The sequence below is a fragment of the Streptomyces sp. NPDC001219 genome (assembly GCF_053597915.1).
Map to the genome: position 1 here is coordinate 21,635 of NZ_JBSFJF010000058.1, position 22,684 is coordinate 44,318.

General features: G+C 69.7%; 15 protein-coding genes. 6 read left to right on the top strand and 9 right to left on the bottom strand.

Features of this window, described 5'->3' with window-relative positions; all coding sequences use genetic code 11:
- Nucleotides 1-6: 6 nt before the first annotated feature.
- Nucleotides 7-1,347 (bottom strand): M16 family metallopeptidase, encoded by a 1,341-nt coding sequence (locus tag ACWC9R_RS28820; protein ID WP_393365710.1) that lies wholly within the window; start codon nt 1,345-1,347, stop codon nt 7-9.
- Between the two features lie 298 nt (nt 1,348-1,645).
- Here ACWC9R_RS28820 and ACWC9R_RS28825 point away from each other — a divergent pair, with 298 nt between their 5' ends.
- Nucleotides 1,646-4,093, top strand: a complete 2,448-nt coding sequence (locus ACWC9R_RS28825; protein WP_450735869.1) for a DNA gyrase/topoisomerase IV subunit A — start codon at nt 1,646-1,648, stop codon at nt 4,091-4,093.
- Nucleotides 4,094-4,156: 63 nt separating this feature from the next.
- On the opposite strand, the gene ACWC9R_RS28830 is transcribed toward ACWC9R_RS28825, so the two are convergent.
- Both ACWC9R_RS28830 and ACWC9R_RS28835 read right to left on the bottom strand, forming a co-directional pair.
- Nucleotides 4,157-5,281, bottom strand: coding sequence for a CobW family GTP-binding protein (locus ACWC9R_RS28830; protein WP_450735871.1), 1,125 nt, complete (start codon nt 5,279-5,281; stop codon nt 4,157-4,159).
- Nucleotides 5,282-5,401: 120 nt separating this feature from the next.
- Nucleotides 5,402-6,568: a citrate synthase gene (locus ACWC9R_RS28835; protein ID WP_450735872.1), complete on the bottom strand. Its 1,167-nt coding sequence runs from the start codon at nt 6,566-6,568 to the stop codon at nt 5,402-5,404.
- Nucleotides 6,569-6,681: 113 nt separating this feature from the next.
- On the opposite strand from ACWC9R_RS28835, the gene ACWC9R_RS28840 reads away from it, so the two are divergent.
- The 4 genes from ACWC9R_RS28840 (at nt 6,682) to ACWC9R_RS28855 (ending at nt 12,471) form a co-directional block, all read left to right on the top strand.
- Nucleotides 6,682-7,929, top strand: coding sequence for a citrate/2-methylcitrate synthase (locus ACWC9R_RS28840; protein WP_450735874.1), 1,248 nt, complete (start codon nt 6,682-6,684; stop codon nt 7,927-7,929).
- A gap of 191 nt (nt 7,930-8,120) precedes the next feature.
- Nucleotides 8,121-9,119, top strand: a complete 999-nt coding sequence (locus tag ACWC9R_RS28845) for a sucrase ferredoxin (RefSeq protein ID WP_450735876.1) — start codon at nt 8,121-8,123, stop codon at nt 9,117-9,119.
- A gap of 1,019 nt (nt 9,120-10,138) precedes the next feature.
- Nucleotides 10,139-11,800: a sensor histidine kinase gene (locus tag ACWC9R_RS28850; RefSeq protein WP_450735889.1), complete on the top strand. Its 1,662-nt coding sequence runs from the start codon at nt 10,139-10,141 to the stop codon at nt 11,798-11,800.
- Nucleotides 11,797-12,471 carry a DUF7342 family protein gene (locus tag ACWC9R_RS28855; RefSeq protein ID WP_450735877.1) on the top strand — a complete coding sequence of 225 codons (675 nt, stop codon included), beginning with the start codon at nt 11,797-11,799 and terminating at the stop codon, nt 12,469-12,471. The genes ACWC9R_RS28850 and ACWC9R_RS28855 overlap by 4 nt, the downstream gene beginning before the upstream one ends.
- Before the next feature lie 127 nt (nt 12,472-12,598).
- Here ACWC9R_RS28855 and ACWC9R_RS28860 read toward each other — a convergent pair whose 3' ends face one another.
- The 3 genes from ACWC9R_RS28860 to ACWC9R_RS28870 all read right to left on the bottom strand — a co-directional run bounded on the left by ACWC9R_RS28860 (nt 12,599) and on the right by ACWC9R_RS28870 (nt 17,348).
- The gene (locus ACWC9R_RS28860) at nt 12,599-14,203 is read right to left on the bottom strand and encodes a solute symporter family protein (protein WP_450735879.1); all 1,605 of its coding nucleotides are present in this window, start codon (nt 14,201-14,203) and stop codon (nt 12,599-12,601) included.
- Complete coding sequence (locus ACWC9R_RS28865; protein WP_450735881.1) at nt 14,200-14,697, bottom strand: DUF485 domain-containing protein; 498 nt, start codon at nt 14,695-14,697, stop codon at nt 14,200-14,202. The genes ACWC9R_RS28860 and ACWC9R_RS28865 overlap by 4 nt, the downstream gene beginning before the upstream one ends.
- A gap of 530 nt (nt 14,698-15,227) precedes the next feature.
- The gene (locus ACWC9R_RS28870; protein ID WP_362605249.1) at nt 15,228-17,348 is read right to left on the bottom strand and encodes a DNA gyrase/topoisomerase IV subunit B; all 2,121 of its coding nucleotides are present in this window, start codon (nt 17,346-17,348) and stop codon (nt 15,228-15,230) included.
- Nucleotides 17,349-17,790: 442 nt separating this feature from the next.
- On the opposite strand from ACWC9R_RS28870, the gene ACWC9R_RS28875 reads away from it, so the two are divergent.
- Nucleotides 17,791-18,021 carry a DUF7455 domain-containing protein gene (locus ACWC9R_RS28875; RefSeq protein ID WP_003981845.1) on the top strand — a complete coding sequence of 77 codons (231 nt, stop codon included), beginning with the start codon at nt 17,791-17,793 and terminating at the stop codon, nt 18,019-18,021.
- Nucleotides 18,022-18,144: 123 nt separating this feature from the next.
- Here the strand turns inward: ACWC9R_RS28875 and ACWC9R_RS28880 are convergent, their stop codons facing one another.
- The 3 genes from ACWC9R_RS28880 to ACWC9R_RS28890 form a co-directional block, all read right to left on the bottom strand.
- Nucleotides 18,145-18,954, bottom strand: coding sequence for a serine protease (locus ACWC9R_RS28880; RefSeq protein WP_450735883.1), 810 nt, complete (start codon nt 18,952-18,954; stop codon nt 18,145-18,147).
- A gap of 135 nt (nt 18,955-19,089) precedes the next feature.
- On the bottom strand, nt 19,090-20,643 hold the full coding sequence (locus tag ACWC9R_RS28885; RefSeq protein WP_450735884.1) for an RNA polymerase sigma factor: 1,554 nt from the start codon (nt 20,641-20,643) through the stop codon (nt 19,090-19,092).
- A 403-nt stretch (nt 20,644-21,046) separates the two neighbouring features.
- Nucleotides 21,047-22,048 (bottom strand): FadR/GntR family transcriptional regulator, encoded by a 1,002-nt coding sequence (locus ACWC9R_RS28890; RefSeq protein WP_450735885.1) that lies wholly within the window; start codon nt 22,046-22,048, stop codon nt 21,047-21,049.
- Nucleotides 22,049-22,684 lie beyond the last annotated feature (636 nt).

The window sequence follows — 22,684 nt, forward strand, 5'->3', positions numbered from 1 at the left end:
CGTCGCTCACTGGTGCGCCTCCCCTTCCTCGTCGTCGGCGGCGTCGGTCGGCTCGGTGGGCTCGTAGACGAGCACCGCGCGGTTGTCGGGGCGCAGCCGGGCCTTGGCGACGGCCTGCACCTCCTCGGGGGTGACGTCCAGGACGCGCTGGACGGCGGTCAGCGCGAGCTGCGGGTCGCCGAACAGGACGGCGTAGCGGCACAGTTCGTCGGCGCGTCCGCTGACCGTGGCCAGCCGGTCCAGCCACTCGCGCTCCAGCTGGGCCTGCGCCCGCTCCATCTCCTCCGGGGTCGGCCCCTCGGCGGCGAAACGCGCCAGCTCCTCGTCGACCGCACGCTCGATGGCGGGCACCTCGACCCCGCCGGAGGTCTTCACGTCCAGCCAGCCCAGCGAGGGGGCGCCGGCCAGCCGCAGCAGGCCGAAGCCGGCCGCGACGGCGCTGCGGTCGCGGCGCACCAGCCGGTTGTACAGGCGGGAGGACTCGCCGCCGCCCAGGACGGTCAGCGCCAGGTCGCCGGCGTCCGCCTCACGGGTGCCGTCGTGCGGCAGGCGGTAGGCCGCCATCAGCGCGCGGGAGGGCACCTCCTCCTCGACGACCTCACGCAGCTCGCCGCCGATGACGTCGGGCAGGGTGCCGTCGCGCGGCGGCTGCTTGCCGTCGTGCGAGGGGATCGAGCCGAAGTACTTCTCGATCCAGGCCAGCGTCCGCTCGGGGTCGATGTCGCCGACGACCGACAGGACGGCGTTGTTGGGCGCGTAGTACGTACGGAAGAAGGCCCGCGCGTCCTCCAGGGAGGCCGCGTCCAGGTCGGCCATCGACCCGATGGGCGTGTGGTGGTACGGGTGTCCCTCGGGGTACGCCATGGCCGTGAGCTTCTCGAAGGCCGTGCCGTAGGGGACGTTGTCGTAGCGCTGGCGGCGCTCGTTCTTGACGACGTCGCGCTGGTTCTCCAGGGAGTCCTCGTCGAGCGCGGTCAGCAGCGAGCCCATCCGGTCCGCCTCCAGCCAGAGCGCGAGCTCCAGCTCATGGGCGGGCATGGTCTCGAAGTAGTTGGTGCGCTCGAAGCTCGTGGTGCCGTTGAGCGAACCGCCGGCGCCCTGCACCAGCTCGAAGTGGCCGTTGCCCTTCACCTGCGCGGACCCCTGGAACATCAGGTGCTCGAAGAGGTGAGCCAGGCCGGTACGGCCCTTGACCTCGTGGCGGGAGCCGACGTCGTACCACAGGCAGACGGCTGCGACCGGGGTCAGGTGGTCTTCGGAGAGCACCACGCGCAGGCCGTTGGCCAGCCGGTGCTCGGTTGCTGTCAGGCCGCCGGAGCCGGCTTGTTCTGTGGCCGTGTGACCCATGGGCATGTACGTCCCTTCGATCCGCTTGCGAGGAAGTTCTGTCACTGTATGCAAGCGCGTCGGCATCTGGCGAAGTTCCCGTCCGACCAGGGCCCGAACGTACGCGCACCCGGCCCCTCGGGAGCCGAAGGGGGAGTCGCGGTCGGCGTTGTCAGTGCGGCGGTCCACAATGGTCCGCGTCAGACTCAGACATACTCGCGGGTCGATCCCCAGCTGGTTGACCCGCCTGGTTGACCGTTGTTCCGATGTCGCCTCCCCGACCTCGGCAGTAGACGCAGCAGAAGGAGCCGCAGCCGCGATGGCCCGCCGCAGCACGAAGACCCCGCCGCCGGACGACTTCGAGGAGAGGATCCTCGACATCGACGTCGTCGACGAGATGCAGGGTTCCTTCCTTGAGTACGCGTATTCGGTCATCTACTCGCGCGCCCTGCCGGACGCCCGCGACGGACTCAAGCCCGTGCACCGCCGCATCCTGTACCAGATGAACGAGATGGGGCTGCGCCCCGAGCGCGGCTACGTCAAGTGCGCCCGCGTCGTCGGCGAGGTGATGGGTAAGCTCCACCCGCACGGCGACGCGTCGATCTACGACGCCCTGGTGCGCATGGCGCAGCCGTTCTCCATGCGGCTGCCCCTGGTGGACGGCCACGGCAACTTCGGTTCCCTGGGCAATGACGACCCGCCCGCCGCGATGCGGTACACCGAGTGCCGGATGGCCTCCGCGACATCCCTGATGACGGAGTCCATCGACGAGGAGACCGTCGACTTCGCGCCGAACTACGACGGCCAGGAGCAGGAGCCGGTCGCCCTCCCCGCCGCGTATCCGAACCTCCTCGTCAACGGTGCCTCCGGCATCGCCGTCGGTATGGCGACGAACATGCCGCCGCACAACCTCGGCGAGGTCATCGCCGCGGCCCGCCACCTGATCAAGCACCCCAACGCCGATCTCGACACGCTGATGCGCTTCGTGCCGGGTCCCGACCTGCCGACGGGCGGCCGGATCGTGGGTCTCGGCGGCGTACGGGACGCGTACGAGAAGGGCCGTGGCACGTTCAAGATCCGCGCGACGGTCACGGTGGAGAACGTCACCGCCCGCCGCAAGGGCCTGGTCGTCACCGAACTCCCCTTCACGGTCGGCCCCGAGAAGGTCATCTCCAAGATCAAGGACCTGGTCGGCTCGAAAAAGCTCCAGGGCATCGCGGACGTCAAGGACCTCACCGACCGCGAGCACGGCCTGCGGCTGGTGATCGAGGTCAAGAACGGCTTCAACCCCGAGGCCGTCCTGGAGCAGCTCTACAAGCTCACGCCGATGGAGGAGTCCTTCGGCATCAACAACGTCGCGCTGGTGGACGGCCAGCCGCTGACGCTGGGCCTCAAGGAACTGCTGGAGGTCTATGTCGACCACCGCTTCAACGTGGTGCGCCGGCGCAGCGAGTTCCGACGGACGAAGCGGCGCGACCGTCTCCACCTGGTCGAGGGCCTGCTGACGGCCCTGGTGGACATCGACGAGGTCATCCGGCTGATCCGCTCCAGCGAGAACAGCGCACAGGCCAAGGAGCGGCTGATCGAGCGCTTCTCGCTGAGCGACATCCAGACGCAGTACATCCTCGACACCCCGCTGCGCCGGCTGACCAAGTTCGACCGTATCGAGCTGGAGTCGGAGCGCGACCGGCTGAAGGACGAGATCGAGAAGCTGACGCAGATCCTGGAGTCGGACAGCGAACTGCGCAAGCTGGTCTCCGGCGAGCTGGCCGCGGTCGCGAAGAAGTACGGCACGGACCGGCGGACGGTGCTGCTGGAGTCGGCGGGCACCTCGGTCGGCGCGGTGCCGCTGGAGGTCTCCGACGACCCCTGCCGGGTGCTGCTCTCCTCTACCGGCCTGCTGGCCCGGACGGTCACCGGGGACATGTCCTTCGACGTCGATGCCAAGCGCGCCAAGCACGATGTGATCGTCTCGGCGGTGCCGGCGACGACCCGCGGCGAGGTGGGGGCGGTGACGTCCCTGGGCCGGCTGCTGCGGATCTCGGTGATCGATCTGCCCCAGCTCCCGGAGACCGCGGCGGCGCCCAGCCTCTCCGGTGGCGCGCAGCTCGCGGAGTTCCTCACCCTGGAGGACGGCGAGGAGCTGGTCTGCCTGACCACGCTGGACGAGTCCTCACCGGGTCTGGCACTCGGCACGGAACAGGGCGTCGTCAAACGGGTGGTGCCCGACTATCCCTCCCACAAGGAGGAGTTGGAGGTCATCACCCTCCGGGACGGCGACCGCATCGTGGGCGCGGTCGAGCTGCGCACCGGTGAGGAGGATCTGGTCTTCATCACCAACGAGGCGCAGCTGCTGCGCTATCCGGCGTCCCAGGTACGGCCGCAGGGCCGGCCGGCGGGCGGTATGACGGGCATCAAGCTGGGCGAGGGCGCGAAGGTGATCTCGTTCGCCGCGGTCGATCCGGCCGCCGACGCCATGGTGTTCACGGTCGCCGGCTCGCACGGCACGCTGGACGACTCGGTGGCGACGGCCAAGTTCACCCCGTTCGACCAGTACCCGCGCAAGGGCCGGGCGACCGGTGGGGTGCGCTGCCAGCGCTTCCTGAAGGGCGAGGACTGTCTGACGCAGGCGTGGGCCGGGCCGGCTCCGGTGCGGGCCGCGGACGCCAAGGGCAATCCGGTCGAGCTGCCGGAGGTCGACCCGCGCCGGGACGGCTCGGGAGTGCCGCTGACGAAGCCGGTGGCGACGCTGGCGGGGCCGGTGTAACCGCAGCCGCGGTGGCCGAGGTGACCGACGCCGTCGGGCCGGTGGAGAACCGGCCCGGCGGCGTCAGTCGTCCTCCGCCTCCTCGCGGGCCGCCACGTACCGCAGCACGCCCCACATAGTGTTCGGATCGGCTTCCGGCGGTGTGCTCTCCCGGCAGTTCTCCAGCTCCTTGCGCAGGGCCGGCGCGTCGATGCCACTGCCGATCAGGACGAGCTGGGTGCACCGCTCCTCGCCCTTGGGCCACGGGGCGGGGTAGAAGCGCAGGAAGTCACCGACGGCGTGCACCGTGAACTTCTGGCGGCTCTCCGGTACGTCGAAGTGCACGAAGCCCTTGATGCGGTAGAGGCCGGCCGGGCGGCTGTCGAGGAAGTCCATGAGGCGACGCGGGTGCATCGGCTCGGCGGAGGTGAACTCCACGCTCTCGTAGGCGGAGTGGAGGTGGCCCGTGTGGTGGGTGTGGCCGGGGTGGTCGCAGGCACCGGGGTGGCCGCAGTTGTCGCCGGCGTCGTGGCCGGGCGCCCCGTTCGCCGCGGCCTCGCGCAGCAGGTCCTCGAAGGACAGCTGGCGGACGGAAGCGTCGTGGTCCGCGCCCGGTCCGCGGTCGAAGAACAGCTCGGGATCGACCCGCCCGTAGGCGGTGCAGATCACCGGGCGGCCGGGAGCGAGGCCGGCGAGCGTGTCCATGAGTGACTGCCGCGCCGCGTCGCCGATGCGGTCGGCCTTGTTGAGCACCACGATGTCGGCGATGCCCACATGCCGGTCCAGTTCGGGATGGCGCGCCCGGGTGTCGTCGAACTCCGCGGCATCGACGACCTCGATCAGCCCGCCGTAGACGATCCGGTCGTTGTCGCTGGCGAGGATCATCCGGATGAGTTCCTGCGGCTCGGCCAGCCCGCTGGCCTCGATGACGATCACGTCGATCCGGGCGGCGGGGCGGGCCAACCGCTCCAGGTAGGTGTCCAGCTCGCTGGTGTCGACCGCGCAGCACAGACAGCCGTTGCCGAGCGAGACCATCGAGTCGACCTGCCCGGCGACGGTCATGGCGTCGATCTCGATGCTGCCGAAATCATTGACGATCGCACCGATCCGGGTGCCGTCGCCGGTGCCGAGCAGATGGTTGAGAAGGGTGGTCTTGCCCGAACCGAGGAAGCCCGCGAGCACGACGACCGGGATCTGTTGCGTGGCCAAGGGGCCCCTCCATGGTGCGGGTGGCGGGCCGCGCGGACCGGCGGCGGACGAGCTGTCGATCGTAACGGACCGCCGCCGCCCGGGCCCGGCCCGGCACCCGGCCCCCTGGCGCCTCCCGGGCTAGCGGGGCGCGACGGCGGGCAGCGGCTGCGGCGGGGGCGGTCCGACGTACCGGGCCGCGGGGCGGATGATCTTCGAATCCTGGGCCTGCTCCAGGACGTTGGCGCTCCAGCCGACCACCCGGGCCGCGCAGAAGGTGGGCGTGAACATCTCGCGCGGCAGTCCGCACAGCTCCATGACGACACCCGCGTAGAGCTCCACGTTGATGTGCAGCTCACGGCCGGGCTTGAGCTCGGCCAGCAGCTCTTCGACCCTCACCTCCACCTGGACGGCGAACTCCACCAGCGGGCCACCGAACCGCTCGGCGATACCGCGCAGCATCCGGGAGCGCGGGTCCTCGGTGCGGTAGACGGAGTGACCGAACCCCATGATCCGGTCGCCGCGCCGCACGCGGTCGCGAATCCAGGGGTCGATGCGGTCAGGCGTGCCGATGGCGTCGAGCATGTCCAGGGCGCGGCTGGGCGCACCGCCGTGCAGCGGGCCGGAGAGCGCGCCGACGGCGCCGACGAGACAGGCTGCGAGGTCGGCACCGGTGGAGGTGATGACGCGTGCGGTGAAGGTCGAGGCGTTGAAGCCGTGGTCGATGGTGGAGATCAGATACGCCTCGATGGCCCGTACCCGCTCCGGCTCCGGCTCGTCACCGGTCAGCATGTAGAGGTAGTTGGCCGCGTGGCCGAGGTCCGCACGCGGCTCGACGGGCTCCAGGCCCTGGCCGAGCCGGTGCAGCGCGGTGATCAGGGTGGGTACGGCAGCGCAGGCAACGAGCGCGTCGGCACGGCGGCGGCCGGCGTCGATGTCGTACAGCGGCCGGAATCCCGCCGTCGCGCCGAGCAGTGACAGCGCGGTGCGCAGCCCGGCGAGCGGGCCGGAGAGCGCACCGGCACGGGCGAGGGCGGGCAGCGCATCACGCACCTCCGCGGGCAGTGTGCGCAGCGCCGCGGTCTCGGCCTTGAACGCCGCCAGCTGGGCGGCGTCGGGCAGCTCCCCGTGGAACATCAGGTACCAGACGTCCTCGAAGGTGCGGGCCGTAGCCAGCTCTACGGCGGAGTACTGGCGGTAGTGGTAAAAGCCCTCGGCGCCCCGGACGTCGCCCAGCTGGGTCTCGGTGACGATGACGCCCGCAAGTCCTCGCGGAGCGTCGATAGGTGCCCTCACCTCGGCGGTCATGGCTGGTCTCCTTGCTCTTTCTCACCCGAATATTGATCCGACTGTCCATGCTTGACTCAATACTTGTCAATGTTGATTGAATCAATATGGATGAGTCTGGATACGGTGACCTCATGGCGGATCGAGAAGCAGCGCAGGAAGCGGACGGGCAGCGACTGAGCACCCGGGAGACGGCCGACCGGCTGGGCGTGAAGCCGGAGACGGTGTACGCCTACGTCAGCCGCGGCCAGCTGACCAGCCGCCGTGAGCCGGGAGGCCGTGGCAGCACCTTCGACGCGAAGGAGGTCGACGCGCTCGCCCGCCGCGCCGGACGCCGCGAACCTTCCTCCTCCGGTGGCGAGTTGGCTGTCCGTACCGGCATCACACTGATCGACCGCAACCACTGCTACTTCCGCGGCGTCAACACCTCGGAACTCGCCGCCCACTACAGCTACGAGGAGGTCGCCGAGTGGCTGTGGACCGGTGAACTGCGGCCCGGCATCCGCTTCACAGCACCGCACGACGCACTGTCCGCCGCCCGCCGAGCAGTGCAGGCTCTCCCGGCCCACAGCGGTCCGATGGACCGGCTGCGGGTCGCCGTGATCGCCGCCGCGGCCGCCGACCCCCTGCGCTTCGACCTGTCCGAGAACGCCGTCATCGACACGGCTCGCAGCCTCATCCCGACCCTTGTCGACGCCCTGCCGTCGCACGTCCCCGAGCCAGGCGCCGGCGACTCACTCGCACCGCGCCTCTGGTCACGGCTGACGCCAGAACCGGCCGACGCCGCGGCACTCCGTGTGCTGGACGCCGCCCTGGTCCTGCTCATCGATCACGACCTCGCCGCCTCGACCCTCGCCGTCCGGGTCGCTGCCTCCGCCCGCGCCCATCCGTACGCGATCGTCTCGGCCGGCTTCGGTGCACTCGATGGCGTGATGCACGGCGCGGCGAGCGGGCTCGCGCATCGGATGCTGCTGGAGGTGCTGGACCGGGACAGCGCGGCCGCCGTTGTCGCCGACCATCTACGGGCAGGCCGCCAGGTACCGGGCCTCGGTCACCGCGTCTACACGGGCGAGGACCCACGCGCCCACACCCTCTTCCAGCTCCTGGAGGACGTACCGCAGGCCCGCCCCGCCCTGCAGGCCGCCCGTCAAGTGATCACCACGACGGCGCGGCACGCCGACCTGCACGCCAACGTCGACCTGGCCTTGGCCGTACTGACCGTCTCGACAGGCATGCCGGCCGAGGCGGGCGAGACCGTCTTCGCCGTCTCCCGCACGGCCGGCTGGATCGCCCACGCCCTGGAGGAGTACGCCGAACGCCCTCTCCGCATGCGCCCCAGCGGCCAGTACCACGGGCCCCGCCCGCCACAGCCGCTGCCGTGACCGCCGGCCGGCGGGTGCACGGACGACACGGCGGCAGCCCCGACACCGCCGACATCGACCTGGCGCCATCACATCGCCGGACCTCCGACGGGAGTGGCGCCCGCCGATACCCAGGCGCTCACCTCCCGTCATCGCCCTCTTGAAGCAGACCCGAAAACCCGCTCCGAACGAATGAGGTTAGGCTCACCTATGTGACTACCTGCGCCACCGCTTCCCGTGAATCGGCCGAATCTCTCGCCGGAACCGCGGCGCCTGCCCGGACCTGGCTGCTCATCGAGCAGACAGGACCCTGGGGAGCCCATGCACTGACGAACAGTCACCTTGACCCTGACGTCGGCCGGGCCCTCGAAGCCGCGGCAGAGGGAACGGACGTGCGCGTCGCCCTGATCCGCCGGCCGGGACGCCACGCCGACTGCCACGGCACCTCCAGGCGACGCCTGTTCCTCGCGCACACCGCCCCGGGCCGCTCCTGGATTCGCACGACGAGCGTCACCGACCCGAGGGCAGCCCTCGACCTGGACTTCACGGCCCTCGGCGCGGGAGAGCATCACGGCCTCTGGGAGCCGTACATCGGTGAGCCGCTGGTCCTTGTGTGCACCAACGGCAAGCGGGACCGCTGCTGCGCCCTGCTCGGCCGCCCGCTCGCTGCCGAGCTCGCCACCAGTGGGACCGAGGCCTGGGAGGTCACCCACATCGGTGGGCACCGCTTCTCCCCCACCCTTTTCGTCCTCCCCTACGGCTACGCCTACGGGCGCGCCTCCGCCCCCCTGGTCAAGGAGGCCGTGGAGGCGGCGCGCGACGGCCGGATCGCGGGCGACCACTGCCGTGGGCGCTCGGCCTGGGACCGGCCGAGCCAGGCCGCTGACCTTGCGGTCCGCCGGCTGATCGGAGAGGACCGGGCGGACGCACTCGACGTCGTACGGACCGACACGATGTGGCCCGACCCCAAGCCGGCCGACAGCTGGACGACCGGCAGCACGGCGGCTGCGGGACTCTCCCCTGCCTGGGCCGTTACCGTCGCGCACTCGGACGGGCGGTCCTGGCGGGTCACCGTCGAACAGCGGGCCGACGGTGCTGCGGCGCCCGCTAGCTGTGGTGCGCCGCTCGGTCCACCGGCTCGTATGGCGGTTGTCTCCGTCACCGCGGCGAACGGCATGCTTCACGGGGCGCTCTCGGCCGTCACCAGGTGACCTCGCGGGCTTCCCCCGGCGGTCACCGCGCTCTTCGTCAGCCTCCGATTCCGCTGCACGCGACCGGTCCGGGCCCGCGCGCTTGCCGGACCGATGGCTGCTCTGGAGCCGGTGACTGCGCCTCTCCTCGGCCCCTCGGGCTGACTCATCGGCCCCGTCCGGCGGAGCGGGACCGTCCCATGACCAGGTGAAGCGGCAAGCGAAACGTACTGTCCAGCCGCGGCGCTCTCGTGCAGCCCCGATTCGGCGGCCTAACCGCGTCCCGCCCGGCTCCTTCCACCACCGCCGCCACGCCCCGCAGCCATCCCCCGACGACCTCATTGACCGCTCCTTCCCACGCTCCCACCGCATGCCTCGCCCTCGCCCCGGTCGGTTTCCCACCGCCCCGCGCAGGGCCTATCCGGTTTCACGATGCGAGATTAGGCACGCACTCACCGCGCCCAAAAGGCCTGTGGATAACCCTCCCAACAGTCCCCCGGTCGCCTGCTGACCAGCGCCTGACCTGCTCCTTCGCCGCGACGGGCACTCCGGCCGATCAGCGAGGCGAGAACGACGCGGCGGGACCGGCAACCCCGGTAGGGGATCGCAACAGCAGCGAGGGCCCGGATGCGGCCCAGGTCACCAGGCCCGGGGCCGGGGCCGGGGCCGGGGCCGGGGCCGGGGCCGGGGCCGGGGCCGGCGGAGTCAAAATCCGAGTCGCCGCCCGGACACCCTCCGAATTCCTCCCATCAGGGATTACCGCCCGGCCACGACCGCGCTTACTGTTCGTTCGTATGGGCGAAAGGGAAGCGTCGGTTCCACGCCCGAGCGGCCCAGAGCCCTCGGGTTCGGCGCCGTTTCCCGCCGAAGCGCCGATCGCCGACGCCAGTACCGGCAAGCAGGGCAGCCTCTCGCACACGGCCGGCCGTCGCCGCGCCTCGGAGGCCACGGTCGCGGCAGGCAATGAGCCCGCGACCGGAAGGCTGCGCCGCGCGCGGCCACGGCTGGGCTGGCCACGGCGCGTGTTCGCCCAGGTCCTGATGGTGCAGTTGGCCATCGCCACCGGCGTCACGGCGCTGGCGACCGGCCTGTTCCTCGCTCCGCTCAGTACGCAGCTAGACGACCAGGCGATGCGCCGCGCTCTCGCCATCGCGCAGGCCACCGCGGCGGAGTCGCACCTCGACGACGCCCTGGAGTCCTCCCGCCCGACACGTCACGGGCCTGTGCAGAACGAGGCGGAGCGAATTCGCACCGCCACCGGGGCCGAGTACGTCGTGATCATGGACAGGCGGGGTGTGCGCTGGTCCCACACCGACCCTGACGAGATCGGGCAGCACGTTTCGACCGACCCGAGCGCCGCGCTCTCCGGCCAGGACGTCATGCAGATCGACGAGGGAACCCTCGGCCGGTCCGCGCGCGGCAAGGTCCCGCTCCGTGACGAGGCCGGCAAGATCGTGGGCGCGGTCTCCGTCGGCATCGCGTACGAGAGCGTGCAACAACGGCTGCTCTCCACCGTTCCCCAACTGCTCGCCTACGCAGGCGGGGCACTCGCCGTGGGCGCACTGGCCGCCTATCTCGTTTCCCGTCGCCTCCAGCGCCGCACCCACGATCTGGCCTTCTCCGACATCTCCGCGCTGCTCGCGGAGCGGGAGGCGATGCTGCACGGCATCCGCGAGGGGTTCCTCGCGCTCGACAGACACGGCCGCATCCGGCTCATGAACGACGAGGCCCAGCGCCTCCTGGACCTCCGTACCGAGGACACCGGACGCCCCCTGGAAGAAGCACTCCCACCGGGCCGCACCACCGATGTTCTGGCCGGTCATGCCTCAGGGCCAGACCTGCTGGCAGTCAGTGGCCAGCGGGTCCTCGTGGCGAACCGCATGCCGACCGATGACGGTGGTGCCGTGGTCACCCTGCGCGACCGCACCGAACTGGAGCGGCTGGGCCGCGAACTGGACGGCACCCGCGGCCTCATCGATGCCCTCCGCGCCCAGGACCACGAGCACGCCAACCGGCTGCACACGCTGCTCGGCCTGCTGGAACTCGGGCTGTACGAGGAAGCCGTGGAGTTCGTGACACAGGCAGTGGGCGTCCATCGCGCGACCGCAGAGCAAGTCACCGAGCGCATCCACGATCCCCTGCTCGCCGCCCTCCTGGTGGGCAAGGCCACCGTCGCCACCGAGCGCGGCGTGTCCTTGAGCATCTCCCCCGACACCCACTTGCCCGACCGTCTCGTCGACCCGCCCAGTCTGGTCACCATCCTCGGCAACCTCGTCGACAACGCCCTGGATGCGACATCGGGTGAACGCGACGCCCAACTGGAGGCGGAGATCCGCGCTGAAGGCCGGACTGCCATCGTGCGTGTCAGCGACAACGGACCGGGCGTGCCCGAGGAACGCCGCGCGGAAATCTTCACCGAGGGGTGGACGACCAAGGAGCCGCCCGCCCATGGGCAGCGCGGTATCGGCCTGGCACTCGTGCGCCGGCTCGCCGAGCGCTACGGAGGCAGCGCCGAGGTCAGCGAGCGCCCTGGTGGCGGTGCGGTATTCACCGTGACGGTGCCCGACGCACTGTCCGATGAGCTTCCCCAGCCCCGTGGGACAGACCCGCAGAGCAGCATCACGGACGACACCCACACCACCACCGCACGTGCCGCAGCGGGCACTCGCCGTCCCCAGGGGGCCACGGAGGCCGACCGATGATCGATGTACTGGTCGTGGACGACGATGTGCACGTCGCGAAGATCAATGCGGCCTACGTCGCCAAGATCGAGGGGTTCCGCGTCAGCTGCCTGGCGCACACCGCCGGCGAGGCCCTGACCGCACTTGAGACGCACCCCGTCGACCTGATCCTCCTGGACCACTACCTGCCCGACAAAACAGGGCTCCAACTGGTCGGCGACCTTCGACGCCGCGGTCTGCTCACCGACGTGATCATGGTGACCGCGGCTCGCGACATCGCCACCGTACAGGCGGCGATGCGCCACGGAGCTCTGCAGTACCTGGTCAAGCCGTTCACCTACGCGGGCCTGCGCTCCAAGTTGGAGAGTTACGCAGCGTTGCACCGCACGTTTGCGGGTGGCGGGCAGGCGGAGCAGTCCGAAGTGGACCGGATCTTCGGGACGTTGGGAGCCGCCAACGCCGGACCCGCAGAGTTGCCGAAGGGACACTCCACCGCCACCGCCGACCGCGTCCGCTCGGTACTGCGTTCCGCGGATGCCCCACTGTCCGCACAGGACGTCGCCCTGCAAGCGGGGCTGAGTCGGCAGACCGCCCAGCGCTACCTCAAGCTCCTGGAACGCGCCGGGCGGGTGCGCCTCACGCTCAGATACGGCGAGACCGGCCGCCCCGAACACCGCTACGAGTGGGTCTGAGCCTTCAGCACAGGCGCACGGAGGCAAGCGAGGTGCATACGGCCGGCACGACGCCACACCGCACTTGCAGGCCAGCCACCACCCTCAGATGCACCCACGTGAACACCCCCCTGCGGTCACAACACCCCTAAACCGCCCCCGCCCCCGTGAGCGCCCGTACCTCCGTCTCCGCATGCCGAGCCTTATCGGCGGTCTCCGGGGAGAGAACGGTTCCCAGCCAGCCCATCAGGAAGCCCAGCGGGATCGACACAACACCGGGGTTGTCGAGCGGAAAGACGGCGAAGTCCAGTCCGGGGAAGAGTGACTCCGCACTGCCGGAGACCACCGGTGACAGGACAACCAGGGTGATCGCAGGGATCAGACCGCCGTATACGGACCACACCGCGCCCCGGGTGGTGAAGCGCCGCCAGAAGAGGGTGTACAGCAGGACCGGCAGATTGGCCGACGCGGCGACGGCGAACGCCAGCCCCACCAGGAAGGCCACGTTCAAGTCCTGGGCCAGCAGGGCGAGGCCGATGGCGACCGCGCCGACGGCCACCGCCGCGATACGCGCCACGGTCACCTCGGCGCGCTGGCCGTCCTGTGCCGTACCCCGCGGGCGTCGCAGTGAGGCATACAGGTCATGTGCCACGGAGGCCGACGATGCGAGCGTGATGCCGGCGACCACGGCCAGGATGGTGGCGAACGCGACCGCGGCCACCACGGCGAACAGCACCGCCCCTCCGGTCGAACCGGCGCCGCCTCCCAGGTCGAGGGCGAGCAGCGGCACAGCGGTGTTGCCTGCCGTATTGGATGCCCGGACGGCATCGCTGCCGAGTACAGCGGCAGCACCGAACCCGAGCACGATGGTCATCAGGTAGAAGCCGCCGATCAGACCGATGGACCAGACGACAGACCGGCGGGCGGCACGCGCCGTGGGAACGGTGTAGAAGCGGGAGAGGATGTGCGGCAGCCCCCCCGTGCCCAGGACGAGCGCGATGCCGAGGCTGATGAAGTCGAGCCGTGAGGTCCAGTCGCCGCCGTATTTGAGGCCAGGCGCGAGGAAGTCTCGGCCGTGCCCGCTGCGTTCGGCAGCGGTGCTCAGCAGCTGGTTGATGTCACCGTGGAAGCGGACCAGTACCAGGACGGTCAGGGCGACGGCGCCTCCCATGAGAAGTACGGCTTTGACGACTTGAATCCAGGTTGTGGCCCGCATCCCGCCGAAGGCGACGTAGACCACCATCAGGGCGCCGACCCCGATCACCATCCAGGTACGGGCCTGCTGGCCCGCGCTCCCCACGAGCAGGGCGACCAGGCTGCCGGCACCGACCATTTGCGCCACCAGGTAGAGCACGGACACGGTGACGGAGGCCGTGCCGGCTGCGATGCGGACGGGGCATTCCCGCATCCGGGCGGCGACGACATCGGCGAGGGTGAACCTGCCGCAGTTGCGGACCAGTTCGGCGACGAGGAACAGGACGATGAGCCAGGCGACGAGGAAGCCGACCGAGTACAGCAGGCCGTCGTATCCGAAGAGCGCGATCAGCCCGGAGATGCCGAGGAAGGAGGCGGCGGACATGTAGTCCCCCGCGATGGCGAAACCGTTCTCCATGGGGGAGAAGAGCCTTCCGCCCGCATAGAACTCCTCGGTGGAGCCGCCTTTGCGGCGGCTCACCCATGTGGTGATCGCCAGGGTGACGGCGATGAACGCGCTGAACAGGAGCAGCGCAAGGGTCTGGTGGTCACCGGTCACCGGATGTTCCCTCCGGTCAGTTCCTGGGTTTCCCAGCGGATGTCGAGCGCCGCGCTGTCCCTGCGCAGCCGGGCATGGCGCGCGTACGCCCAGGTGAGCAGGAACGTGGTGACGAACTGGCCGAGCCCGGCGAGCATCGCGATGTTCAGGGCGCCCGCGACGCGATGGGCCATGAGGTCCGGCGCGGCGATCGCAGCGATCACATAGGCGAGGTACCAGCCCAGGAAGACGACCGTGCCGGGCAGGACGAACCGTCGGTACCGACGGCGCACTTCCTGGAAGGCCGCGCTTCGCTGCACCGCCAGATACACCTCGTCGTGCGGCACGGACCGCTGTCCCGGTACCGACGGGGGCGGCTGTGACCCGCCTCGCCCGCCCGTTGCCTCCACCGTGTCGGCCAGTTCGCCCCACCCGGAGGCGAGAGCGTCGTACCAGGGGTCGTCGAGCCGCAGGGCCCCTGGTTCTCCGGCCGAGCGGCCGTCCTGCTTGTCCACCGAACTCTCCTTGATGCACGGGTCTGTTATTCGTGCGGCCCAAGGGTGGACAGAAAGGAAGATCCTGGACTCTTCATTGCGAATCCTTCACCCCATCAGGTGATGGCACTGTCCGGGCGGCTGTGCGAGACCGTGGCGGCGCGCGCAGCGGAGGGTCGGACCTGGTCCGTAGCCCTGCCTACGCGAAGATTTCAAGCCGCACGCTCACCTGCGCTCTGTGCATGCTTGCGCACGTCCGTCAGCACCTCCCGCCGCATCCTTGCGGACCACGAGACCCCCTTGAGCCCGACACGGCACTGACCTCGCCCGCCACATGCAGCCCAGCGCCGCCCTCAGTGGCGGCCAGGCGGCACAGAAGCCCCTCGGGCCGCCCCCGCCCCCACGCGCCAGGGAAAGCCGCTCACGGGCACCTTGCAGCCCTTCTCGGGCCACCCCACGCCACAACCGCGGCGATCACAACCAGGCAGAAACGCCGACGGGCGCCTCCCCACCCAGCGGTGGAGTGGCGCCCGTCGGAAACAGCCGCCCCTTTAGGTGTCGATGCGCGACCGGTCCAAGGTCGACGCGGAGTTGGTGATGAACTCCTTGCGAGGAGCAACCTCGTTGCCCATGAGGAGGTCGAAGGCCTTCTCCGCCGCTTCGAGATCGCTGATGTTGATGCGGCGCAGGGTGCGGTGGCGCGGGTCCATGGTCGTCTCGGCGAGCTGGTCGGCGTCCATCTCACCCAGGCCCTTGTAGCGCTGGATGCTGTCCTTGTAGCGGACCTTCTTGCGCTGGAGTTCCAGCAAGGTCTGACGCAGCTCGTTGTCCGAGTACGTGTAGATGTACTTGTCCTGGCCCTTCTTGGGGTTGATCAGTTCGACGCGGTGCAGCGGCGGGACCGCGGAGAACACCCGGCCCTGTTCGACCATCGGGCGCATGTAGCGCTGGAAGAGGGTCAGCAGCAGGCAGCGGATGTGGGCACCGTCGACATCCGCGTCGGCCAGGAAGATCACCTTGCCGTAGCGGGCGGTGTCGATGTCGAAGGTACGGCCCGACCCGGCTCCTATGACCTGGATGATGGCGCCGCACTCGGCGTTCTTCAGCATGTCCGAGACCGAGGACTTCTGGACGTTCAGGATCTTGCCGCGGATCGGCAGCAGGGCCTGGAACTCCGAGTTCCGCGCCAGCTTGGCGGTACCCAGCGCCGAGTCTCCCTCGACGATGAACAGCTCACTGCGGTCGACATCGTCGCTGCGGCAGTCCGCGAGCTTGGCCGGCAGCGAGGAGGACTCGAGCGCCGTCTTCCGCCGCTGGGCCTCCTTGTGCTGACGGGCGGCGATGCGCGTCCGGGCGGCGGCGACGACCTTCTCCAGGACGGAGCGGGCCTGCTGTTTGTCGTCCCGCTTCGTGGAGGTCAGGAACGCCTTGAGCTCCCGGCTCACCACCTGGGCGACGATCCGCGAGGCGGCGGAGGTGCCGAGCACCTCCTTGGTCTGCCCCTCGAACTGCGGCTCCGCGAGCCGTACGGTCACGACGGCGGTGAGGCCCTCCACGGCGTCGTCCTTGACCACGTCGTCCTCGGCGACCCTCAGCAGCTTGCTCGACCGCAGCACCTCGTTGACGGTCTTGGTGACCGACCGCTCGAAGCCGGAGACGTGGGTGCCGCCCTTGGGCGTCGCGATGATGTTGACGAACGACTTGATCGTCGCGTCGTAGCCGGTGCCCCAGCGCAGCGCGACATCGACGCCCAGCTCCCGGGTGACCTCGGTCGGTGTCATGTGGCCCCGGTCGTCGAGGACCGGCACCGTCTCCTTAAAGGTGCCCTGGCCGCTCAGCCTCAGGACGTCGCAGACGGCCTTGTCCTGCGCGAGGTACTCGCAGAATTCGCTGATGCCGCCGTCGTAGCGGAACGTCTCTTCGGTCTTCCCGGCGCCGTCGATGCCCCGCTCGTCACGGACCACGAGGGTCAGGCCCGGCACGAGGAAGGCCGTCTGGCGGGCACGAGCGTAAAGCGTCTCCAGGGAGAGGCGGGCGTCCTTGAGGAAGATCTGCCGGTCGGCCCAGTAGCGCACCCGGGTGCCGGTCTTCGTCTTGGTGATCCGCTTGCCCTTGAGCAGGCCGTTGCCCGGGTCGAACGGGGCGTCGGGGCCCGATTCGGTGAAGATGCCGGGGACGCCGCGGCGGAAGCTGATCGAGTGCGTCTTGCTGTTGCGGTCGACCTCGACGTCCAGCCGGGCGGACAGTGCGTTGACGACCGAGGCGCCGACGCCGTGCAGGCCGCCGGAGGCCGCGTACGAGCCGCCGCCGAACTTTCCGCCGGCGTGCAGCTTGGTCATCACGACCTCGACGCCGCTCAGACCGGTCTTGGGCTCGACGTCGACGGGGATGCCGCGGCCGTTGTCCTTGACCTCCACCGACCCGTCGTCGTGGAGGATCACCTCGATGTGGTCGCAGTAACCGCCCAGGGCCTCGTCGACGGAGTTGTCGATGATCTCCCAGAGGCAGTGCATCAGCCCCCGACTGTCGGTCGAGCCGATATACATGCCGGGGCGCTTACGGACGGCTTCAAGCCCCTCGAGGACGAGCAGATGCCGCGCGGTGTAGTTGGATCCGTCCCGGTCTGCCCCGGTCAGCACTGCGGTGGACGGCACGGACATCTCGGCGGTCACGCGGTTCGCTCCTCGCTGAATTTCTGGCAGCCCGCATTCCGCGGACTCTGTTGTGGCGGTGTCGCCGGTCAGAGGGTACCGAGGCCTGGTAGAGCCGATGTGACGCCACCCGTAAGCATGACCATGGTAGTAGAATTTCGCTCGTACGTTCGATCCCTCGTTGGGGTGACGTCCGAGTGACGTGCACATCACGTTCCCTTCGAGGCATGAACCATTTAGGCTCCGGGCACGTCCTCATCAACAACCGGCAAGCCAGCCGGGGGGACAGACCAACAACCAACGTGAATCAGACCACCACGCAATACGGCTCATTCGCCGCCACCCGGCAGCACCCGGCCCCCTCGAAGAATTTTTTCGAGGAAAAGGCACGAGCGGGAACGTTTTCGGCCTGGTTGGATGTTGACCCTGGTACGACAGCTCGTCGAGCTAGAGAAGAGGCGACGTGACTACTGTTCTGACACCCGCGAGCCCGCTGACGGCCGCTGACCGCTGCGACCGCTGCGGCGCCCAGGCATACCTGCGCGTCGTCCTGATGTCCGGCGGAGAACTGCTCTTCTGCGCCCACCACGGTCGCAAGTTCGAGCCAGAACTCAAGAAGATCGCCGCGGAAATACAGGACGAGACGGAGCGGCTGACCGCTTCTCCGGCGTCCGCGTCCGATGAGGAACGCTGACACTTCGCATCCACGACGAGCGAGCAGCGGCCCAGCGCCGTATCGCGGGCGGTCTCCCCGACACCACCGGGGAGACCGCCCGCACTCGTACGCTCAGCCATGCCTGACAGCTCCCCGCGCCGCTCAGCCGGCCCCGTGTGCGGACACGGCCGGGAGGAGCGCCGTGGCGCGCGTATAGACCCCGGGACTGCCCGCCTGACCGCAGCCGGTCCCCCACGACACCAGGCCCACCAGTCGCCCCTGCACGACCAGCGGCCCGCCACTGTCCCCCTGGCAGGCGTCCCGGCCGCCGGACGGCTCCCCTGCGCACAGCATCGACTGCGCCCTGTACTTGCCGTCGGCACTGCCCGGATAGGCCCGCGCACAGACCGCGTCCCGCAGCACGTTCACATGCGCCGCCCGCAGGTGTGACGCATAGCTGCCCCCGCCCGTGGTGTCGCCCCACCCGTAGACCGTGGCCGCATTGCCCGGCCGGTAGGCGCTGTCATGCCGTCCCGCCATCGGGATGGGCCGGTTCGGGAGCGGCTTGTCGAGCGTGAGGACCGCCATGTCGCCGTCGTTCGTCCAGCTGTTGTAGCGCGGGTTGACCCAGATCCTCGCGGGCTTGAGTTCCTGCCCGCCGCCGCCGGCGAGGTTGTCACGTCCGACGACGACCCGCAGGTCCCGCACCTGCCGCCAGGGGACGCCCAGCACCTCCTTGCTCAGGCAGTGCGCCGCCGTCACCACCGTCGAGCGCCCTACGAGCACGCCGCCGCAGAACTGTCCGGAGCGCTGGGCCCCGAACCGCTCGTGAGAGGCCAGCGCCACCGCCCAGGGGCTGTGGGACAGCGGAGCGGGCTTGCCCCCGATCACCGACTCGTCCGCGGCCGCCGTCGCCGGCAGGGCAAGGGCCAGCGCGAGGGCTCCGAGGGCAGCGTGGGCGATCGGACGCATTCGGACTCCTGACGATGAGGCAGTACGCGCATACCCAGAGTGACCCAATCGGCTGCCCCGCGCACCCGGACGGGCGCGAGCCCGGCCTCTCCCAAAGGAGAGACCGGGCTCGCCATGCCGTCCGGACGGGTGGGACTAGTCGAGGTAGTCGCGCAGCACCTGGGAGCGCGACGGGTGACGCAGCTTCGACATCGTCTTCGACTCGATCTGGCGAATCCGCTCACGCGTGACGCCGTAGACCTTGCCGATCTCGTCCAGCGTCTTGGGCTGGCCGTCGGTGAGGCCGAAGCGCATGGACACGACGCCGGCCTCACGCTCGGAGAGGGTGTCCAGCACCGAGTGCAGCTGCTCCTGCAGCAGCGTGAAGCTGACCGCGTCGGCCGGGACGACGGCCTCGGAGTCCTCGATGAGGTCACCGAACTCGCTGTCGCCGTCCTCGCCCAGCGGGGTGTGCAGCGAGATCGGCTCACGGCCGTACTTCTGGACCTCGATGACCTTCTCGGGGGTCATGTCGAGTTCCTTGGCCAGCTCCTCCGGGGTGGGCTCACGGCCCAGGTCCTGGAGCATCTGGCGCTGGACGCGCGCGAGCTTGTTGATGACCTCGACCATGTGGACGGGGATACGGATCGTACGGGCCTGGTCGGCCATGGCGCGGGTGATCGCCTGGCGAATCCACCACGTCGCGTAGGTCGAGAACTTGTAGCCCTTGGTGTAGTCGAACTTCTCGACCGCACGGATCAGACCGAGGTTGCCCTCCTGGATCAGGTCCAGGAAGAGCATGCCGCGGCCCGTGTACCGCTTGGCCAGGGAGACGACCAGACGGAGGTTGGCCTCCAGGAGGTGGTTCTTCGCCCGGCGGCCGTCCTCGGCGATGATCTCCAGCTCGCGCTTGAGCTTCGGCGCCAGCTTGTCGGAGTTCGCGAGCTTGTCCTCGGCGAACAGGCCCGCCTCGATGCGCTTGGCGAGCTCGACCTCCTGCTCGGCGTTGAGGAGCGGGACCTTGCCGATCTGCTTGAGGTAGTCCTTGACCGGGTCGGCGGTGGCGCCGGCCGCGGCGACCTGCTGCGCGGGGGCGTCGTCCTCGTCGTCGTCGGACAGGACGAAGCCGGCGTTCTCCGTGCCCTCGGCGGCCTCGGGGGCATCGCCCTTGCCGGGCACCGGGGTCTCCTCGGTCACGTCCTCGTCGAGCAGCTCGTCGACGTCCTTCTTGGACGCGGTCTTCTTCGCGGTGGCCTTCTTGGCCGTGGCCTTCTTCGCGACCGTCTTCTTGGCGGTCGCCTTCTTCGCCGCTGCCTTCTTCGCGGGCGCGGACTCGGACTCACCGGCCGACGGGTCCGCCACGGAGGCGGGGGCCGCGGCTGCGGTGGTCTTCTTGACCGTGGCGGCCTTCGCCGCGACGGTCTTGGTGGCGGTGCGCTTCGCCGGACTCTTCGCTGCGACGCTCTTGCGGGTGCGCTTGGGCGCCTCTGCGGCACTGACCATCAGCGTCACACCCTCCTCGTCGAGGATCTGGTTGAGGCTGCGCAGAACGTTCTTCCACTGGGTTGGCGGAATCTGGTCAGCCTCGAAGGCCCGACGCACGTCATCGCCGGCGATCTGCCCATCTGCCTTTCCCCGCTCGATGAGCGCCATCACAGACTCGGACTCGGCGATCTCCGGCGGGAGCGTACGGGATGTGCTGGCCGACACGAACAACCTCTCGGAACGATGGAAACGGCTTCCGACCCCGTCCTGTGTGGATCGGAGCCGACGACCGCCGGTGGGGATGGACCGACGGCGCAGGGGCAACCGGGGAGTTGAACAGCGTCACGAACGCCGCTCGTATTCCCTCCTCGGCTATCACCTCTTAAGTCATCGCGCTTCCCTGAAGAGCGTTACGCCCAATCTGCGTGGCCCGAGTCACACCCCATAACGACCCATTCCCAGTCATATGACATGCAACCCTCCCAAGACCTGTCGCCGGATTCGGTCGACGCCCCGAATCCGGCGATCCCGTGCGCCGTCGCCGCGTACGGCGCGCCCTGCCCGGAGGGGTGTGCAGGGCACGGAGGCCGCGCGGCGCCTACAGTCCGTACGCGGTCGAGTACGGCCTTCAGTGCTCGCGGGGCGCGGGGACGACGTGGTCCACGGGCGTCCCGGAGCCCTGACCGACGACCTCGCCATGGGCGGCGAGGAGCTGCCGCATCGCGGATTCGGCCGCCGTGGCGTCGCCGGAGCCGATCGCGTCGACGACCCGCATGTGCTGGCCCACGGACGTCTCGACCGGCCGCTCACAGCCACCGGCGGAGCCGCCAGAGACGTGCAGGGCGGCTCCGACGATGCCCGAGAGGTGCTCGAGCATGCGGTTGCCGGCGAGCTGCAGCAGCAGCGAGTGGAACTCGGCGTCGGCGCGGGAGAAGGTCATGGTGTCGCCCTGGGCCGCGGAGTGGCCCATGATCTCGACCATGTCGGCCAGCCGCTGCTGGATGTCCTCACGGCCGTGGCCCGCGGCGAGCCGGGCGGCGAGGGGTTCGATCGTCCAGCGCAGCTCGCACAGCTCTCGGCGCTGGTCGTCACGCTGTGGCCCGTAGGCCCGCCACTCGATGATGTCGGGGTCGAGGAGGTTCCAGTCGCTGACCGGGCGCACCCGGGTGCCCACGTTCGGGCGGGCACTGACGAGGCCCTTGGCCTCGAGCACGCGCAGCGACTCGCGGACGACGGTGCGGGAGACCTCGAAGCGCTGGCCGATCTCCTCGGGGACGAGCGGGCGGTCGGCGCCGAGATCGCCGGAGACGATCATCTGGCCGAGCTGCTGGACGAGTTGGCCGTGCAGGCCGCGGCCGCGACTGCCGGCCGCGCGACGGCCGACGCGGCCGATGTCTGACTCGGAGGCGTCCCAGACCTGCGAAACCCGCTCGGCACGGTCCTGGCCGGCTGCGTTGGTGGCGTTCGCGGCGTTGGCCGCGTTGGCGTAGGGGTAGCGGTCGAGCTCGCCCGGGCCTGCGAGGCCGGTGTCGCCGGGGCGAGCCGCGGTCATCATGGTGTGCGCAAGGGTACTCACGCATCTTTTGTCGGCGACACCCTGAACACCCTTGAGGTCTTTGGTGAAAAGCACACGAAAGGGTGATCGCCCCCCATCCCTGAATTGACGCTTTATCGGAAAGAAATGCGCTCTCCCAGGCGAGTTGCGGACAGCAGCCACAACAACAGGGCGCCAAAACATATGCATTACTCGATCAGCAGCTGAAGCGAGGCGGCCCCGTGGGTACATCACCGCAGACCAGGCCGGTCGACCACAACACCGCTGCACCGCTTGCGGGTTGGGGCGCGATCCACATCACGAACAGATGCTTCCTGGTCGATTCCGAACGGGCCCTTGACGCGGCCACTGAACGACAGGGCGACTTCGGCCGAGGCCTCGCGAAAAGCGCCGCAAACAATGTCATTGCGGGGGAACGAAATACGCGAATGTACCGCGCTCACACCTGCGCGTAACCGGTGGTCGACCCGGCCAACTGGCACCGCGAAAAGGCCACTCGGCAGCGACGACGAGCCACGGCACCCAGGGCGGCGTCGGGCCGGGAGCGAAGGGACGGGAGGCAGGGGCGAGCGGGCCGATGCGCAACAGCCATCGGCCATGGCCCTCTTCGCTCCGGCCCCTAGGACCTGTCGTCAAACTCCCGTCGTTCGCCCGAAGGGCGGCCCCGCGGCGTCTGGTGCGTGCGATCGCAAGGCGGAGGGTCACCCCGAT

Coding starts and splice junctions, on each gene's coding strand:
- ACWC9R_RS28825 (WP_450735869.1), top strand. CDS start 1,646: ATGGCCCGCCGCAGCACGAAGACCCCGCCGCCGGACGACTTCGAGGAG.
- ACWC9R_RS28835 (WP_450735872.1), bottom strand. CDS start 6,568: ATGACCGCCGAGGTGAGGGCACCTATCGACGCTCCGCGAGGACTTGCG.
- ACWC9R_RS28855 (WP_450735877.1), top strand. CDS start 11,797: ATGATCGATGTACTGGTCGTGGACGACGATGTGCACGTCGCGAAGATC.
- ACWC9R_RS28840 (WP_450735874.1), top strand. CDS start 6,682: ATGGCGGATCGAGAAGCAGCGCAGGAAGCGGACGGGCAGCGACTGAGC.
- ACWC9R_RS28820 (WP_393365710.1), bottom strand. CDS start 1,347: ATGGGTCACACGGCCACAGAACAAGCCGGCTCCGGCGGCCTGACAGCA.
- ACWC9R_RS28880 (WP_450735883.1), bottom strand. CDS start 18,954: ATGCGTCCGATCGCCCACGCTGCCCTCGGAGCCCTCGCGCTGGCCCTT.
- ACWC9R_RS28850 (WP_450735889.1), top strand. CDS start 10,139: ATGGTGCAGTTGGCCATCGCCACCGGCGTCACGGCGCTGGCGACCGGC.